This is a genomic window from Streptomyces sp. NBC_00080, from assembly GCF_045041255.1.
Classification (GTDB): domain Bacteria; phylum Actinomycetota; class Actinomycetes; order Streptomycetales; family Streptomycetaceae; genus Streptomyces; species Streptomyces coriariae.
The window spans coordinates 3,993,567-4,008,339 of sequence record NZ_CP108235.1 but is presented as its reverse complement, the minus strand read 5'-3'; the positions used below and the strand labels follow the sequence as shown (position 1 = coordinate 4,008,339).

Genomic DNA, 14,773 nt, shown 5'->3' with positions numbered 1-14,773 from the left:
GCGGGACGATCAGTACGCGCCGAACACGTTGTCGATCGAGCCGTAGCGCGCGGCCGCGTAGTTGCAGGCGGCGGTGATGTTCGCGACCGGGTCGTACGAGTCCCACGACGTGCCGCTGACGTGGTAGGCGCGGAAGGTCGGGTCGATGACCTGGAGCAGTCCCTTGGACGGGATGCCCGCGGCCGCGTTGGAGTCCCAGAGGTTGATGGCGTTGGGGTTGCCGGAGGACTCGCGGATGACATTGCGGTAGATGCCGTTGTACGTCCCCGGGATGCCGTGCTGCCCCATGACCTGGAGGGAGGCGCGGATCCAGCCGTCGAGGTTGTTGGCGTAGCCGAGGCTGGTGGCCGTGGAGACGGCCGGGGTCGCCGCGGAGGCGGTGGTCGCCCCGAGGACGGGGAGAGCGAGCACGGCCGCGCCGGTGGCGGCGACGGCGAGCGTGCGGATGAAACGGTTGCGGCGCGGCTGAGCGGCAGCGGGCATGTCGAATTTCCTCTCCGGCGCCTGCGAGGTGAGCTGTCGGGTTCGGGCGGGAGCTGCCCGGTCGCGTCCTGACGGTCGCGGCTTAACCCCAAGCCGTACGGTCTGTCCGAAACGCCTTGTGTGTCCAAGACATCCGGAAATTCCGTTTCGGCGACTTACCTGGTTCCCCCGCTCCTGCCGAGCGTTATCGATGGGTGTTCGGGCGGCGGCAGGATTCGGCGTTCCGCCCGACAGGCCGGGAACGTATGCGAGAGCACATGTCCGAAACAAGTACCGGATTCACAGATCACCCCTATTGACCTTGGTCTGTGGCCTATGAGGTGCTTGATCCTTTGTCGGTGCAAAGCTTCAACTTGCTTGAGGGGTGCGGAGAATCGGTGAAGGGTGAACCCGGACCGGATCTCCGCGGGCAGTGAGCCAACTCACCAGCGTTCACAAGAGCGGCGAAACGGGCATTAGCCCCAACTCATTGTTAAAGCACCGGTGCTGGGCGGCGGAGGGGGGTGTGACGGAATCGCCTTCCTTCGCGCCCGATGCGTCACGGGGGAAGGCTGGGGGGAATGCGTGATCGTCGTCACGTGGCGAGAGGGTCGGACGGGCGCGTCGGGTCGACGGGAGCCCCGCTCCGGGACATGAATCTCCAGTTCCCGGAAACTCTCTCCATGTCCGCTCATATGAGCTGATCAAAAACATATCGGGCGTGATCCGATGGCGCCTGGCCTGCGGGGGCCTCCCGGGCGAGTCCATTCGAGCCCGCGGGACGTGGGGGCTATCGGTGATCGAAACGTGACCGGATACGCTGACTTGAGTGATGGCAGAGACCTATCGACAAACCGCGTAATCGCCAGTAGACACCAGCAGACAGGAGACCCCTCGTGACCGTCGTCGGGCCGTTCGGGCTGAGCGTGCGGGACCAGGCTCTGGAAGCCGATGTCCAGGCCGGATTGGCGGCTGTCGAGGAAGGCTTGCTCGAGGCCACCAAGAGTGCGGTCCCGTTCATCACGGAGGCCGCCCAGCACCTCGTACGCGCGGGCGGGAAGCGGTTCCGGCCGCTGCTCGTGGTGCTCGCGTCACAGTTCGGGGACCCGTACGCGCCGGGTGTGGTGCCCTCGGCCGTCGTGGTGGAGCTGACCCACCTGGCCACGCTGTATCACGACGACGTGATGGACGAGGCGGCCGTGCGGCGCGGGGTGTCCAGCGCGAACACCCGCTGGGGGAACTCCGTCGCCGTCCTCACGGGTGACTTCCTCTTCGCGCGTGCCTCCCACATCCTGGCCGACCTCGGGCCCGAGGCGGTGCGGGTACAGGCGGAGGCGTTCGAGCGGCTGGTCACCGGGCAGATCCTGGAGACGGCGGGGCCGACGGACGGGCGGGACCCGGTCGACCACTACCTCGACGTGCTCGGCGGCAAGACCGGCTCGCTGGTGGCCGTGGCCTGCCGCTTCGGGGCGATGATGTCCGGCGCCGACGAGACGGTCGTCGACGTGCTCACGCAGTACGGCGAGCGGCTCGGTGTCGCCTTCCAGCTGGCGGACGACGTCCTGGACATCGCCTCCGACTCGCACGAGTCGGGCAAGACGCCGGGGACGGACCTGCGCGAGGGCGTTCCCACGCTGCCCGTGCTGCGGCTGCGGGAGCGGGCGGCGCGGCTGTCGCTGCCCGAGGACATCGCGCTGTGCGAGCTGCTGGACTCCGACCTGACCGACGACGCCCGGCACACCGAGGCGCTTCAGGCGCTCCGGGCCCACCCGGCGCTGGAGCAGGCCCGCCGGGACACCGTGCGGTACGCGAAGGAAGCGCGGTCCGCGTTGGCGCCGTTGCGGGAGTGCGACGCGAAGGCGGCGCTGATGGAACTCTGCGACGCGGTGGTCCACCGGGCGGGCTGACCCCGGGACCCCTACGGGTCGGATGCCGCCTCGTCACCTTCGTGTCATACCGCAGGCGTATGTGGAGTTGAGCCCTCGGGTTGACGCTTCCCCATGGCTGATTTGGTCAGATGGGAACCACGGAAAACACCACTCCTCACCGATTCGGGTGAGAATGGCGGCTTGGGGTGGGGACGTTCAGGCGTGAGATGACCAGCCGCCGCCGACGACGGAGGTAAGGCACACATGGCACCGAAGGCATCCGACGACACCACGACCGGCGGGGAGTCGACCGGCGCGGAAGCCGACGACCTGCGCCTCGGACGGCGCAAGGCCGCACGGTACATCGTCCCGGTCACCGTGATCGGTGTGGCGGCGGCGACGATCGGGCTGGTCCCGGCGCTCGCCGACTCCGGCGACCCCGACCTGCCGAAGATCACCGCCCAGCAGCTCCTCGACAAGATCGCCGCTTCGGACGTGCAGCAGCTGTCCGGGACGGTGAAGATCAGCACCGATCTCGGGCTGCCCGACCTCGGCGGGCTGGAGAGCGGGCTCCTCTCGGGGGCCACCCAGGGCGGCGACGGTTCGTCCGCCGACCCGTCCACCAAGCTCACCGAGCTCGCCGCCGGCACGCACACCCTGCGCGTCGCCACCGACGGCCCGGACCGCCAGAAGCTCTCGCTGCTGGAGAACGCCGCCGAGTACAGCGTCATCCACAACGGCAAGGACGTGTGGGGGTACGACAGCGCCTCCAACGAGGTCTACCACTCGACCGCCGACGAGAGCTCCGACAAGGGCGCCGGCAAGGGCTCCGGCACGGCGGAGACCCCGGTCCCCGCGACGCCCAAGGAGCTCACCGAGGAGGCCCTGAAGGCGGTCGACGAGACGACCTCCGTGACCGTCGACGGCACCGTCCAGGTCGCCGGCCGTGACGCCTACAAGCTGCTGGTCAAGCCGAAGCAGTCCGGTTCCACGGTCGGCGCGATCAGTGTGGCCGTGGACGCGAAGACGGGCCTGCCGCTGAAGTTCACGCTGACCCCGGCGAGCGGTGGCGCCGCCGTCGTGGACGCGGGCTTCACCCAGGTCGGCTTCGCCAAGCCCGCCGCGTCCACCTTCGACTTCACCGCCCCCAAGGGCGCGAAGGTCACCGAGGGCGACGAGGCCGGGAAGAGCGCCCCCGGGCACTCGGGCAAGTCCGACGACCTCGCGAAGGACCTCGAAGGCGTCGAGGGCGTCGAGGGTGCGGAAGGCCTTGAAGGCCTCGACGGACTCAACGTCCTCGGCGAGGGCTGGACGTCCGTCGCCGTCTTCGACACCGGTGGCGAAGGAATGCCCTCGGGCGCGGAGGCCGGCGGCGACCTCGGCGGCTTCCTCGGCTCGTTCGGCGACAAGGTGACCGGCAAGTTCGGCTCCGGCACCGTCTTCTCCACCCGCCTGATCAACGCCCTGATGACGGACGACGGCAAGGTCTACGTCGGTGCGGTCACCAAGGACGCCCTGGTGAAGGCGGCGAACGCGGCGAAGTAGGCCAAGCGGCCGAAGCATGCCGCGTGGCCGCGTGGCCGCGTGGCCGCGTGGTGAAGTGATGACGTGATGAAGTGGCGGCGCGGGTGACGTAGGGCAGAGACCGGCCTCCGGACACCGGAGGCCGGATGAGCCGGAGGGGAAGGCCGATGGGGGAGCCAGCGCGGGAGCCCGTACGCGAGCCCGTGCCGGAGCCCGTACGCGAGCCGGAGTCGGAGCCGGAGTCCGTACGGGTGCCCGTGCCGGAGTCCGTACGGGTGCCTGTGGACGACGGCGCCGTCATCCACACCCGCGGCCTCACCAAGCGCTATCGCGGCGGACAGCTCGCCGTGGACGGCCTCGACCTGACCGTTCCGGCGGGCAGCGTCTTCGGCTTCCTCGGCCCCAACGGCTCCGGCAAGACCACCACCATCCGCATGCTGATGGGACTCATCGAGCCCACGGCCGGCGCGGCCCGTGTCCTGGGGCAACCCATGCCGCGGGCCGCGCGGGCCGTACTGCCCCACGTCGGGACCCTCATCGAGGGCCCCGCTCTCTACGGCTTCCTCTCCGGCCGCGACAACCTGCTCCGCTACGACGCCGCCGACCCGACCGCCGATCCGCGCACCCGGCGTGCGCGGGTCTCGGCGACGCTGGAGCGGGTGGGCCTGACGGCCGCCGCCGGCAAGAAGGCGAAGGCGTACTCCCTCGGTATGAAGCAGCGTCTGGGCCTCGCCGCCGCCCTGCTCCAGCCCCGTCGGCTGCTCGTCCTCGACGAGCCGACCAACGGCCTGGACCCGCAGGGCATGCGGGAGATCCGCTCGCTGATCCGGGAGCTGGCCGCGGAGGGCACGACCGTCTTCCTCTCCTCGCACCTGCTCGACGAGATCGAGCAGGTGTGCACGCACGCGGCGGTGATGGCACAGGGCCGGCTGCTCGTCCAGGGCCCGGTGGCCGACCTCGCCGCGGGAACACGCGGCCGACTGGTCGTGACGACGCCGGACCCGGCGGACGCGGCCCGGGTGCTGAAGGAGCAGGGGGCGGACGATGTCGTCCTCGGCGAGGACCGGGTGAGCGCCGAGGCCCCGCCCCCGGACCGGGATCTCGCGGACCTGAACGCCGCGCTGGTGTCGGCGGGGGTCCGCGTCCGCGGCTTCGCCGTCGAGCGGGCCTCCCTGGAGGACGCGTTCGTGGCTCTCACGGGGGAGGGATTCGATGTCGCGGGCTGACACGGTGGACGACCGGAACCGGACACCGGCATCGATGACGGCACCGGAACCGGCATCGACATCGGTGCGGACGGCGAACTGGACCTGGACCTTCGGGCTGCTCCGCAGCGAACTGCTGACCACCTTCCGGCGCTGGCGCACCCTCGCGCTGCTGGGCGTGCTGGCGGCCGTGCCGGTGCTGGTCGGGATCGCCGTGAAGATCGAGACGAGCGACGGCTCGTCCGGCGGACCCGGCGGGGGAGGGGGCGGTGGCGAGGGCCCGGCCTTCATCTCGCAGGTGACCAACAACGGGCTGTTCCTGGTCTTCACCGCGCTGGCCGTGACTCTGCCGTTCTTCCTGCCGATGGCGATCGGTGTCATCGCGGGCGACTCGATCGCCGGTGAGGCGAACGCGGGCACGCTCCGCTACCTGCTGGTCGCCCCGGCCGGGCGCACCCGCCTGCTGCTCGCCAAGTACGCGACCGTCATGATCTTCTGCCTGGTGGCCACGCTGGTGGTCGCGGTCTCGGCGCTGACGGTCGGGGCGCTGCTCTTTCCGCTGGGCGACCTGACGACGATCTCCGGCACCCGGATCGGCTTCGGCGACGGGCTGTTGCGGGCGCTGCTGATCGCCCTGGTCGTCGCCGCCTCCCTGACCGGCGTGGCGGCGCTCGGACTGTTCGTCTCGACCCTCACCAGCAGCGGCATCGCGGCGATGGCGACGACGGTGGGCCTGCTGATCACGGTCCAGATCCTCGACCAGATCCCCCAACTGCACGCCTTGCAGCCGTACTTCTTCTCACACCACTGGCTGTCCTTCGCCGACCTGATGCGCGAGCCGGTCTACTGGGACGACCTGGAGAAGAACCTCGGCCTCCAGGCCCTGTACGCGGCCGTCTTCGGCTCGGCGGCCTGGGCACGCTTCACGACGAGGGACATCACGGCGTAGACATCACAGCCTCAGGCATCACGGCATAGGCATCACGGCATAGGCGTCACGGCATAGGCGTCACGGCGTAGGCCTCGGGCGCAGGCCTCAGTGGGTTTCCCACAGGAAGCGCGCCGCCGGCGTCTCTCCCGCGAAGAACGTCTTCGCGCGGGTCAGCGCCTCCGTGTCCCTGAGGACGTCACCGGGCTTGCTGCCGTTGCCGAGCAGCACCCCGCCGAAGGACATCCCCATGTACGCGGCCGAGTTGTTGAGCGTCCCGACGAGCGGATCGGCGACCACGGGCTGGTCGTCGGCGAGCGCGGTGACGCCCCACAGGGTGCGCCCGGCGAGCGTCGCCCTGAAGTCGAGGCCGGGGGTGCGCAGCCAGCCCGACCAGTGGTCCAGGTACCGCTTGGTCTGGCCGGAGACCGAGTACCAGTACAGCGGGGACGCGATCACGATGTCCGTCGCGGCGAGCGTGGCGTCGAGCAGCAGCGCCGTGTTGCCCTCGGTGGGGCGGACGTGGTCGCTGTCGTGCCGCTGGTCCTCGAAGTCGGGCAGCGGGTGTCGGGCCAGGCTGATCCACGTCTGCTCGACATCGGAGGGCAACTGCTCGGCGGCCGCGCGGGCCAGCAACTCGGTGTTGCCGTCCGGACGGCTGCTGCCCAGCACGAACAGGAAGCTGCGACGGGTCATGATCCATCCCCCAGGTAGTCGGCGTACGAAGATAGTCTGCACCTGCATTATATGTGTACGCAAGTATTGACGCCCCGGCCTAGACGGATTGAGCGGCTCGGGCGGCCGCCAGGAGTGCCGTCTCGCCACCGTGTGCCGCGACCAGCTGCAGCCCCACGGGACAGCCGTCCGAGCCGATCCCCGCCGGGATGCTGATCGCCGGATGCCCGCTCAGATTGAACGCCCAGGTGAGCGCGGTCGAGTACCGATCGCCCGGGCCTTCGTGACCGTGCGCGGCGTTCGGCGTCGTCGGGGTCAGCAGCAGGTCGGCGCGGGCGAAGAAGTCGGCCAGCAGACCGTCGTTGAGGTTCCGGACGCGTTCGGCTGCGCGGAGGTCCGAGCCCGGGGTGCGCAGCGCGAGCCAGGCGGGTGCGGGGTCCGCCAGCCGCAGGGGTGCGCCGGAGGGCGGCGACAGCCGTACGACACCCGCCTCGGCGAGGCGTCCGGCGGCGGCACGGGCCAGGGCGAGCGGCTCCGGGTCGGGATCGGCGAAGCCGAGGTCGGCGGAGAAGACGGCGACCGGCGGGACACGACCCGGTGAGGGGACGGGGTGCGACCCCTCCCTCGGTGCCATGACCTGCCAGTACGCCTCGGCGTCCGCCGCGTGGCGTACGAGTACGCCGGGCGCCGCCAGCCCCGTACGGTCCCGGGCGGCCGGTGCCGATCCCTCCCCGGGCGGCGGTCGGCGGTTCGTGATCTTGAGGCCGATCACGCCACACCAAGCGGCCGGGATCCGCACCGAGCCCGCGCCGTCGCTGCCGGTCGCCAGCGGGACCAGGCCGGCGGCCACCGCCGCCGCGGACCCGGCCGAGGAGCCGCCCGGTGTGCGGTCGGCGTGCCAGGGGTTGACGGTCCGGCCGTGGGCGCCGAGGCCCCAGGTCTGCCAGGGGGTGCCGGGTCCCGGTACGGCCGTGGCCCCCACCGGCACGCATCCGGCGGCGATCAGCGGGCCCGCGGCGCGTAGCCCGTGACGCCCCTTCACGCCGATCGGCACCCCGGCCAGCGGCAGCCGCTCGCCCGCGGCGACCCGGGCGTCGACCGCACGCGCCCACGCCCGCGCCCGCTCCTCCCACACCTCGGCGAAGGCGCGCAACGAACGGTCGATCCGCGCGATCCGTGCGAGCGCCTCGCCGGTCACGTCCACGGCGGACGGCCGCTCCGCCCGCACGGCCGCGGCGATCTCCACGGCCGGCGGCCACGCCGGGTGACCGGACCCCACCCCGTCCTCCCGCGCCCGGTCAGTGTGCCCCGGTGAGCCGGGACAGCGGTTCCGTCTCGCGTGGCGGGGTCCCGCCCAGTTCGCCGAGGCGCCAGTTCGTCACCCACGGGACGCGGTACACGTCGACGACCGATTCGATCACCTTCACCCGCTGGACGAGCGGCCGGGGCAGCCGGCCCGGCGCGTCCGCGACGAGCACCACCGCGTCCAGGTCGAGCCCTCGCGGAGCCTCGCCGCGCCGGAAGACCTCCAGGGTCCGCAGCACGGAGTCCAGTCCGGCCGCGTGGGTGCGGGCGACCAGCAACACGGACGGGGGATCCCCGGCGCCCGGCCACGCGCGTCCGCAGTCGTGGCCGCCGTAGACCGCGGCGAGCGTGGAGCCGCCGGCCCCGCCGTGCGTGCAGACCCAGGAGAAGCGCCGGGGCGCGGCGGTGGAGGCGTACGGCATCGGTACCGGATCCGGTGCGGCCACCGGCCCGCGGATCCAGATCTCCGGCCCCCGCTGCCCGTCCGTCGTCCCCATGACCCGTGTTCCTCCCAGTCGTCGCCGTCCCCCGGGACGCCCCTGATCATGGTGGTCCCGGAGCTGCCCCGGGAGCGGGGCGTGGGTTCCTGGAACGAGGCTGTGACGTCGCGGTGACGCGTGGACCGGGAGCGCTCGGAGAGACTCAACAGTACGTGTCCACGTACACGTGCCTGGACGACCGGATCGTGACGACGCATCCGAGTGAGGAACCGATGTCTCGACTCAGCCGCGAGAAGAAGCGGGAACAGAAGTACGCCGGCCCCACGGCCGTCGTGGTGGCCCCGCTCGATGTCCATGTCCGCGGGGGCGGGACGGCGACGATAGGCGGTGTCCCGGTCGTGGCGGCCGACGGCGAGGAGATCCAGCGCGCCGTCCTGAGCCACCTCCACCGCATCGCCCTCGCCACCGGACACCCGGTCCTCGCCACGGTCCACGACGAACGCATCGGTTACGTCGTCGCCCTGCGCGTGGACCCGGACGGTTCCAGCCACTTCACGGCGGATCCCCTGCGGACGCCCGCGGCCGCGCCCCCGTCGGCGGCGGCGCGGGGGGAGACGGCGCGGGGGGAGACGGCGCCGGACACGCGGAACACCGCGCCCACCGGCACGCCCGAGCCCACTGCGACGGCCGGCCCGCCCGCGCCTGCCGTGACGCCTGCCCCGGCCGGCCCGCCCGCGCCGGTCGCTGCCGCGGCTGCCGCGCCCGCGCCCGCCGCAGTCTCCGGGCCCGCCGACCTGCCCGGGCCCGCCGACACGCCCGCGTCGGCCGCGGGCCCCGAGTCCGCCGATACGCCGGTGCCCGTCGAAGACGCACGGTCCGCTCGGCCGCGACGCGACAGGGCCACGCATTTCCTGCGCCCGGTGTCCGAACCGGTGCGGGACGCGGCCCCGACGTTCCCGTTGCGCGCGGTGCCCGAGCAGGAAGCGGAGCGGGACGCCCGGTCGGCGTCGGCACCGGCGCCCGGGTACACGGCGGGGGACACCCCGGCTCCCGGTACGGTCAGCGCCCCGACGGGTGTGTTCGGCCCGCCCCCGACGATGGACGAGCAGCCGCCCCAGGACGCGGTGCCCACCTCGACCCCCACCTCGACCCTGACCCCGGTCCCCACCTCGGCCCCGATCCCGTTGCCGCTCCCGACGCCCGCCTCGGCCCCCGGGACGATCACCAAGTCCGGCTCCACGCCGACCCCGTTCCTCCCCGACGACCTCATCTCCGACGCGGCCCTCGACCCGGACCCCGGCCCCAAGCCCACCCCCGCCCGGGGCTTCGACGCCGTCGCGGAGGCGGTGCTCGGGGACGACCCCCGTACCCTCCACGGCGACGGCGGCACCCCGGCCCTCCTCGCGGAACCGCTCGCGCGGATCAACGAGGCCGTGCGGGCGGGCCGTACGGACACGGCGGCCGCACTAGCCGAGCGGACCGTGCTGGAGGCGTCCGCGACGCTGGGACCGGAGCACCCCGAGGTGCTCCGGCTGCGCGAACTCACCGCTTACATCGCCTACTTGGCAGGCGACCCGCTGCGCTCCTTCCACACCTCCCTCGACCTGGCCCGCGTCCACCGCCGCACCCCGGACGCGGAGGCCGCGTACGGCAACGTGCAGAGCGCGGCGACGGCCTGGCGTGCCGTACGCGACCCCTTGCAGGGACTGAACCTGGGGACCGAACTCCTCGGCCTGTGGACGGAGCTCACCACCGAGGAGGGCCCGGCCGCGGACGACGTCGAGGAACTGGAGTCGGCCCGCGCGCGCATGCTCCGGCTGGCCGAACGCGCCCGGAAGTCGGGCGCGTAGCGGCCCCCCGGCCGATCAGGAGGACAGGGTCCAGACCGCGTACGCCAGCGCGTCCGCGTTGCGGTCCAGGGCCGTGTCGTTGATGTTGGCCGTGGTGTCGCAGGAGGAGTGGTAGCAGCGGTCGAAGGCCCGGCCGGCCGTGCCGCCCCACTTGGCCACCTGCGCCGCCGTCTTGAGGTAGTCGGCGCCGCTGAACAGGCCGCCCACCGGCACGCCCGCGTTCTTGAAGGGGGCGTGGTCGGAGCGGCCGTCGCCCTCGGTCTCGATCTCCGTGGGGACGCCGAGGCCGGTGAAGTAGTCCTTGAAGGTCTTCTCGATGGCCGGGTCGTCGTCGTAGACGAAGTAGCCGGGGTTCGGCGAGCCGATCATGTCGAAGTTCAGGTAGCCGCTGATGCGGGCCCGGTTCGCCGAGGAGAGGTTGTTGACGTAGTACCGGGACCCGACCATGCCCAGCTCCTCCGCGCCCCACCAGGCGAACCGCAGGTGCTTGGTGGGGTGGTAGCCGGCTCTGGACACGGCTAGCGCCGTCTCCAGGACGGCCGCCGAGCCGGAGCCGTTGTCGTTGATGCCGGCCCCCGCTGTCACGGAGTCCAGATGGGACCCGGCCATCAGCACCTGGCCGGTGTCGCCGCCGGGCCAGTCGGCGACGAGGTTGTAGCCGGTGCGGCCGGAGGAGGTGAACTGCTGGATGGTGGTGGTGTATCCGGCGGCGTCCAGCTTGGCCTTCACGTAGTCGAGCGACGCCTTGTAGCCGGTGCGGCCGTGCGCACGGTTGCCGCCGTTGGCGGTGGCGATGGACTGGAGCTGGGTCAGGTGGGCCTTGACGTTGGCCACCGGGATGTCGGGCGCGGCGGCGATCGCCCCGGGCTCGGGGGCGGGTGCCGCCCCGGCTATGGATCCGGTGGCGAGCAGGGTGACGGCTGCGACGACGGCGGTGACCGTCGCCCGCCCGGAAACGGGGAGCTTCATGGTGGGGGGCTCCGAATTCCAGCGGGACACCCGTGGGCGACCGTCGAGCACCTGGACGCCCACAGGTAATCCACAGTGAATGGGGTGACTGGATGGTGAAGCCGAGGCCAACACTCCGTCAAGAGCGCTATCCGGACAGCGGTTTCACATAGCGAAGCCCCTTGTGTCCCTCAGTGCACGCAGAACTCGTTGCCCTCCGGATCCGCCATGACCACCCACTGCCCGGACGGCTCCTTCACCTCGCACAGCACGCTCGCGCCCAGCGCCGTCAGCCGTTCGACCTCTCCGGCGCGCAGCTCCGCACCGGGATGCAGATCGAGGTGGAGCCGGTTCTTCACGGTCTTCGCCTCCGGGACCCGCTGGAACAGCAGCCGCCGTCCTAGCCCGGTCCCGCTGTCGGGGTCGAACGGGTCGTCGGGATGGCGTACGGCGATCAGGTCCCGGAAGGCCGGGCGGCCGTGGAACTCCAGCGTCGCCGCCCCCGGCAGCGCGCCGAGCTCCAGCAGCCGCTCGATGAGCGCGCTGTTGTCCTCGACCTCGTAGTGCAGCGCTCCGGCCCAGAAGTCGGCCTGTGCGTGCGGGTCGGCTGCGTCGACGACGAGCTTCCAGTGCACGGGCGTGGGCCCGGTCTCGGGTACTCCAGATGTCTCGGTCATGCAGCCACTTCTAGCAGGCCCCGCCAGGGGTCGGCCTCCCGCGCGCCGTACTCCGCCGGAGCGGTCGGACCGGACCGTCGCGCTCCGGTCCGGCCTCGTCGACTCCTGTCGATCCCGTCGCTGCCGGCCGTGCCTTCCATGCCGTCCATGCCTTCCAACGACGGTGACGCAGTGGCGTCGGTGCGGTCGGGGGCGTCGGTCTACGGCTTGGCGAGGGGAGAGACTGCCGCCTCCGGAGCGGGGGCGCCGGGCACGCCGGATGCGGCGGCGACGGCCGTACCACCGGGTGTGCCGGAGACGCCGGAGGCCACGCTCTCCGCCTCCCGAACGCCGTCGATCGTGCCGGTCGCACCGGCTGCACCGATCGCACCGGCTGCACCGATCGCACCGGCCGCACCGGCCGCACCGGCCGCACCGGCCGCGCCGGCCGGGTCGGTCGCGCCAGGCGCCGCGGCCCTGCCCTCGGTGATCGCGGGGCCGAGCGTGCGGGCCGCCCGGCGTGAGGTGCGCAGCGCGTCGCCGGTGAGCAGCACCAGCGCCAGCCACACCAGCGCGAACCCGGCCCAGCGCTCGGGGGGCATGGCCTCGCCGAAGTAGAGGACGCCGAGCAGGAACTGGAAGACCGGCGCCAGGTACTGGAGCAGACCCAGCGTGGACAGCGGCACGCGGATCGCCGCCGCGCCGAAGCAGACGAGGGGGAGCGCGGTGACCAGACCGGTGGAGGCGAGCAGGGCCGCGTGTCCGACGCCCTCGGTCGCGAAGGTGAGGCCAGTGTGCGCGGACAGCCACAGCAGGTAGCCCAGCGCGGGCAGGAACTGGATGGCGGTCTCGGCGGCCAGCGACTCGACCCCGCCGAGGTTGACCTTCTTCTTCACCAGTCCGTAGATCGCGAAGGAGAAGGCGAGGGTGAGGGAGATCCACGGCGGGCGGCCGAAGCCGATGGTCAGGACGAGTACCGCCGTGAAGCCGATGCCGACCGCCGCCCACTGCGCGGGCCGCAGCCGTTCCTTGAGGATCAGTACACCCATGGCGATGGTGACCAGCGGGTTGATGAAGTAGCCGAGGGACGCCTCGACGACGTGGCCGCTGTTCACGGCCCAGATGTAGACGCCCCAGTTCACGGTGATGACGGCCGCGGCGATCACGACGAGCCCCAGCCGGCGCGGCTGCCGCAGCAGCTCACCGGCCCACGCCCAACGCCTTACGACGAGCAGCGCGACGGCGACGAAGGCCAGGGACCACACCATGCGATGGGCGAGGATCTCGGTCGCCCCGGCCGGCTTGAGCAGGGGCCAGAAGAGGGGGACCAGCCCCCACATCCCGTACGCCGCGAGGCCGTTCAGCAGGCCTGTCCGGCCTTCACTCTTCGACGTCCCGGCCACGGGGCCCCTCCTTCTCACGTTCAGGCATGCGTGGACGAAGGTAACGCCGACCACCCCCGTCTGTCATGCCCGTATCGCCATACGGTCATGACAGGCAGGGGTGGCGTGGCGCGGGGCGGCGCGAGGGCCCTCGGGGGAGGGTCAGCCCTTGAGCGCGGCCGTGATCGCCTCGGCGAGCGGAGTGGTCGGGCGGCCCGCCAGCCGGGACAGGTCACCGCCGGCGACGACCAGCTCACCCTTCTCGATCGACGCGTCCACGCCGACCAGGATCGTGGCGAACGTCTCGGGCAGGCCGGCGCCGGTCAGGATGCCGGTGAGCACCTCGCCGGGCACGGAGGTGTAGACGATCTCCTTGCCGGTCTGCCTGCTCAGCTCGGCCGCGTACTCGGCGAAGCTCCACGCCTCGTCGCCGCCCAGCTCGTACGTCCGGTTCTCGTGGCCTTCGCCGGTCAGCACGGCGACGGCGGCGGCCGCGTAGTCGGCGCGGGAGGCGGAGGAGACCCGGCCCTCACCGGCGGCGGCGACGACGGCGTTGTGCTCCAGCACCGGGGCGAGCTGCTCGGTGTAGTTCTCGTGGTACCAGCCGTTGCGCAGCAGCGTGTACGGCAGACCGGAGGCGAGCAGCGCCTTCTCGGTGGCGCGGTGGTCGTCCGCCAGTGCCGCGCTCAGGCTGCCCGGCGCGCTGGTGTACGCGAGGAGCGCGACCCCGGCCGCCTTCGCGGCTTCGATCACGACCTGGTGCTGCGCCGGGCGGCCCTTGTCGAACTCGTTGCCCGAGATCAGCAGCACCTTGTCGCCGGAGGCGAACAGGCTGCCGAAGGTCTCGGGGGCGTTGTAGTCGGCGACGGCGAGTCGTACGCCACGGGCCGCGAAGTCGGCGGCCTTGGCCTCGTCGCGCACGACGGCCGTGATCTGCTCCGCCGGAACCCTCTCCAGCAACTGCTCCACGACGTGACGGCCGAGGTGTCCGGTGGCTCCGGTGACGACGATGCTCATGGCTCAGAACTCCTAGTGGGGGCTGCGGGTCTGCCGCCGACCCTAGGAGAAGCACTAACCAAGCGAAAGTACCCACTTTGAAGTAAGGTACTGGCATGGCAGTAAGTATGCAGGTGGGTACGGTCGAAGCAGAGGGCATGTGTCCGCACCGACTCGTTCTGGAACATGTCACCAGCCGCTGGGGCGTCCTGGCACTGATCGAGCTGCTCGACCGCTCGCACCGGTTCAGCGAGCTGCGCCGGGCGATCGGCACGGTGGGCCGGCCGGTCAGCGAGAAGATGCTCACCCAGACCCTCCAGACCCTCGAACGCGACGGCCTGGTGCACCGCGACGCCAAGCCGGTCATCCCGCCGCGCGTCGACTACTCCCTGACCGACCTCGGCCGGGAGGCGGCCGAGCAGGTGCGCGCGCTCGCCCTGTGGACGCACACCCGGATGCCGGACGTGGAGCAGGCCCGCCGGACATACGACGAGGCCCGGGAACTCCGCTCCCGGGCCTCGTGAACCGCTCCGC

General features: G+C 71.9%; 14 protein-coding genes and 1 riboswitch. Of the genes, 6 read left to right on the top strand and 8 right to left on the bottom strand.

The features are described 5' to 3' along the window. Positions 1-9 precede the first annotated feature (9 nt). Complete coding sequence (locus tag OHU34_RS17740; RefSeq protein WP_142265680.1) at positions 10-483, bottom strand: transglycosylase SLT domain-containing protein; 474 nt, start codon at positions 481-483, stop codon at positions 10-12. Between the two features lie 3 nt (positions 484-486). Continuing rightward, positions 487-714: riboswitch (cyclic di-AMP (ydaO/yuaA leader) on the bottom strand. Positions 715-1,358: 644 nt separating this feature from the next. On the opposite strand from OHU34_RS17740, the gene OHU34_RS17735 reads away from it, so the two are divergent. The 4 genes from OHU34_RS17735 (at position 1,359) to OHU34_RS17720 (ending at position 6,008) form a co-directional block, all read left to right on the top strand. Continuing rightward, the gene (locus OHU34_RS17735) at positions 1,359-2,369 is read left to right on the top strand and encodes a polyprenyl synthetase family protein (RefSeq protein ID WP_020130169.1); all 1,011 of its coding nucleotides are present in this window, start codon (positions 1,359-1,361) and stop codon (positions 2,367-2,369) included. A gap of 225 nt (positions 2,370-2,594) precedes the next feature. Beyond that, the gene (locus tag OHU34_RS17730) at positions 2,595-3,875 is read left to right on the top strand and encodes a LolA family protein (protein ID WP_405767156.1); all 1,281 of its coding nucleotides are present in this window, start codon (positions 2,595-2,597) and stop codon (positions 3,873-3,875) included. Positions 3,876-4,021: 146 nt separating this feature from the next. Further along, on the top strand, positions 4,022-5,080 hold the full coding sequence (locus tag OHU34_RS17725; RefSeq protein WP_405767154.1) for an ATP-binding cassette domain-containing protein: 1,059 nt from the start codon (positions 4,022-4,024) through the stop codon (positions 5,078-5,080). A 34-nt stretch (positions 5,081-5,114) separates the two neighbouring features. Then, positions 5,115-6,008 carry an ABC transporter permease gene (locus OHU34_RS17720; RefSeq protein WP_200839771.1) on the top strand — a complete coding sequence of 298 codons (894 nt, stop codon included), beginning with the start codon at positions 5,115-5,117 and terminating at the stop codon, positions 6,006-6,008. An 87-nt stretch (positions 6,009-6,095) separates the two neighbouring features. Here the strand turns inward: OHU34_RS17720 and OHU34_RS17715 are convergent, their stop codons facing one another. The 3 genes from OHU34_RS17715 to OHU34_RS17705 all read right to left on the bottom strand — a co-directional run bounded on the left by OHU34_RS17715 (position 6,096) and on the right by OHU34_RS17705 (position 8,464). Further along, positions 6,096-6,683 (bottom strand): flavodoxin family protein, encoded by a 588-nt coding sequence (locus tag OHU34_RS17715; RefSeq protein WP_142265683.1) that lies wholly within the window; start codon positions 6,681-6,683, stop codon positions 6,096-6,098. A 79-nt stretch (positions 6,684-6,762) separates the two neighbouring features. Continuing rightward, complete coding sequence (locus OHU34_RS17710; protein WP_405767151.1) at positions 6,763-7,941, bottom strand: amidase family protein; 1,179 nt, start codon at positions 7,939-7,941, stop codon at positions 6,763-6,765. A 19-nt stretch (positions 7,942-7,960) separates the two neighbouring features. Then, positions 7,961-8,464 carry a DUF6668 family protein gene (locus tag OHU34_RS17705; protein ID WP_020130175.1) on the bottom strand — a complete coding sequence of 168 codons (504 nt, stop codon included), beginning with the start codon at positions 8,462-8,464 and terminating at the stop codon, positions 7,961-7,963. 215 nt (positions 8,465-8,679) lie between these two features. Here OHU34_RS17705 and OHU34_RS17700 point away from each other — a divergent pair, with 215 nt between their 5' ends. Then, positions 8,680-10,257 (top strand): tetratricopeptide repeat protein, encoded by a 1,578-nt coding sequence (locus OHU34_RS17700; protein WP_405767148.1) that lies wholly within the window; start codon positions 8,680-8,682, stop codon positions 10,255-10,257. A gap of 15 nt (positions 10,258-10,272) precedes the next feature. Here OHU34_RS17700 and OHU34_RS17695 read toward each other — a convergent pair whose 3' ends face one another. From OHU34_RS17695 to OHU34_RS17680, 4 genes are all read right to left on the bottom strand, one after another. After that, entirely contained in the window at positions 10,273-11,226 is a 954-nt protein-coding gene (locus OHU34_RS17695; protein ID WP_405767145.1) for a M28 family metallopeptidase, read from the bottom strand. Between the two features lie 170 nt (positions 11,227-11,396). Then, a complete protein-coding gene (locus OHU34_RS17690) occupies positions 11,397-11,882 on the bottom strand; it encodes a VOC family protein (protein ID WP_230194926.1) in 486 nt (161 codons plus the stop codon). Positions 11,883-12,082: 200 nt separating this feature from the next. Continuing rightward, positions 12,083-13,264, bottom strand: a complete 1,182-nt coding sequence (gene rarD, locus OHU34_RS17685) for an EamA family transporter RarD (RefSeq protein ID WP_405767142.1) — start codon at positions 13,262-13,264, stop codon at positions 12,083-12,085. 141 nt (positions 13,265-13,405) lie between these two features. Next, positions 13,406-14,260 carry an SDR family oxidoreductase gene (locus OHU34_RS17680; RefSeq protein WP_230194924.1) on the bottom strand — a complete coding sequence of 285 codons (855 nt, stop codon included), beginning with the start codon at positions 14,258-14,260 and terminating at the stop codon, positions 13,406-13,408. Positions 14,261-14,355: 95 nt separating this feature from the next. Here OHU34_RS17680 and OHU34_RS17675 point away from each other — a divergent pair, with 95 nt between their 5' ends. Next, positions 14,356-14,763, top strand: a complete 408-nt coding sequence (locus OHU34_RS17675) for a helix-turn-helix domain-containing protein (RefSeq protein WP_230194923.1) — start codon at positions 14,356-14,358, stop codon at positions 14,761-14,763. Positions 14,764-14,773 lie beyond the last annotated feature (10 nt).

Coding starts and splice junctions, on each gene's coding strand:
- OHU34_RS17680 (WP_230194924.1), bottom strand. CDS start 14,260: ATGAGCATCGTCGTCACCGGAGCCACCGGACACCTCGGCCGTCACGTC.
- OHU34_RS17700 (WP_405767148.1), top strand. CDS start 8,680: ATGTCTCGACTCAGCCGCGAGAAGAAGCGGGAACAGAAGTACGCCGGC.
- OHU34_RS17675 (WP_230194923.1), top strand. CDS start 14,356: ATGGCAGTAAGTATGCAGGTGGGTACGGTCGAAGCAGAGGGCATGTGT.
- OHU34_RS17720 (WP_200839771.1), top strand. CDS start 5,115: ATGACGGCACCGGAACCGGCATCGACATCGGTGCGGACGGCGAACTGG.
- OHU34_RS17695 (WP_405767145.1), bottom strand. CDS start 11,226: ATGAAGCTCCCCGTTTCCGGGCGGGCGACGGTCACCGCCGTCGTCGCA.
- OHU34_RS17730 (WP_405767156.1), top strand. CDS start 2,595: ATGGCACCGAAGGCATCCGACGACACCACGACCGGCGGGGAGTCGACC.
- OHU34_RS17690 (WP_230194926.1), bottom strand. CDS start 11,882: ATGACCGAGACATCTGGAGTACCCGAGACCGGGCCCACGCCCGTGCAC.
- OHU34_RS17715 (WP_142265683.1), bottom strand. CDS start 6,683: ATGACCCGTCGCAGCTTCCTGTTCGTGCTGGGCAGCAGCCGTCCGGAC.
- OHU34_RS17725 (WP_405767154.1), top strand. CDS start 4,022: ATGGGGGAGCCAGCGCGGGAGCCCGTACGCGAGCCCGTGCCGGAGCCC.
- OHU34_RS17705 (WP_020130175.1), bottom strand. CDS start 8,464: ATGGGGACGACGGACGGGCAGCGGGGGCCGGAGATCTGGATCCGCGGG.
- OHU34_RS17740 (WP_142265680.1), bottom strand. CDS start 483: ATGCCCGCTGCCGCTCAGCCGCGCCGCAACCGTTTCATCCGCACGCTC.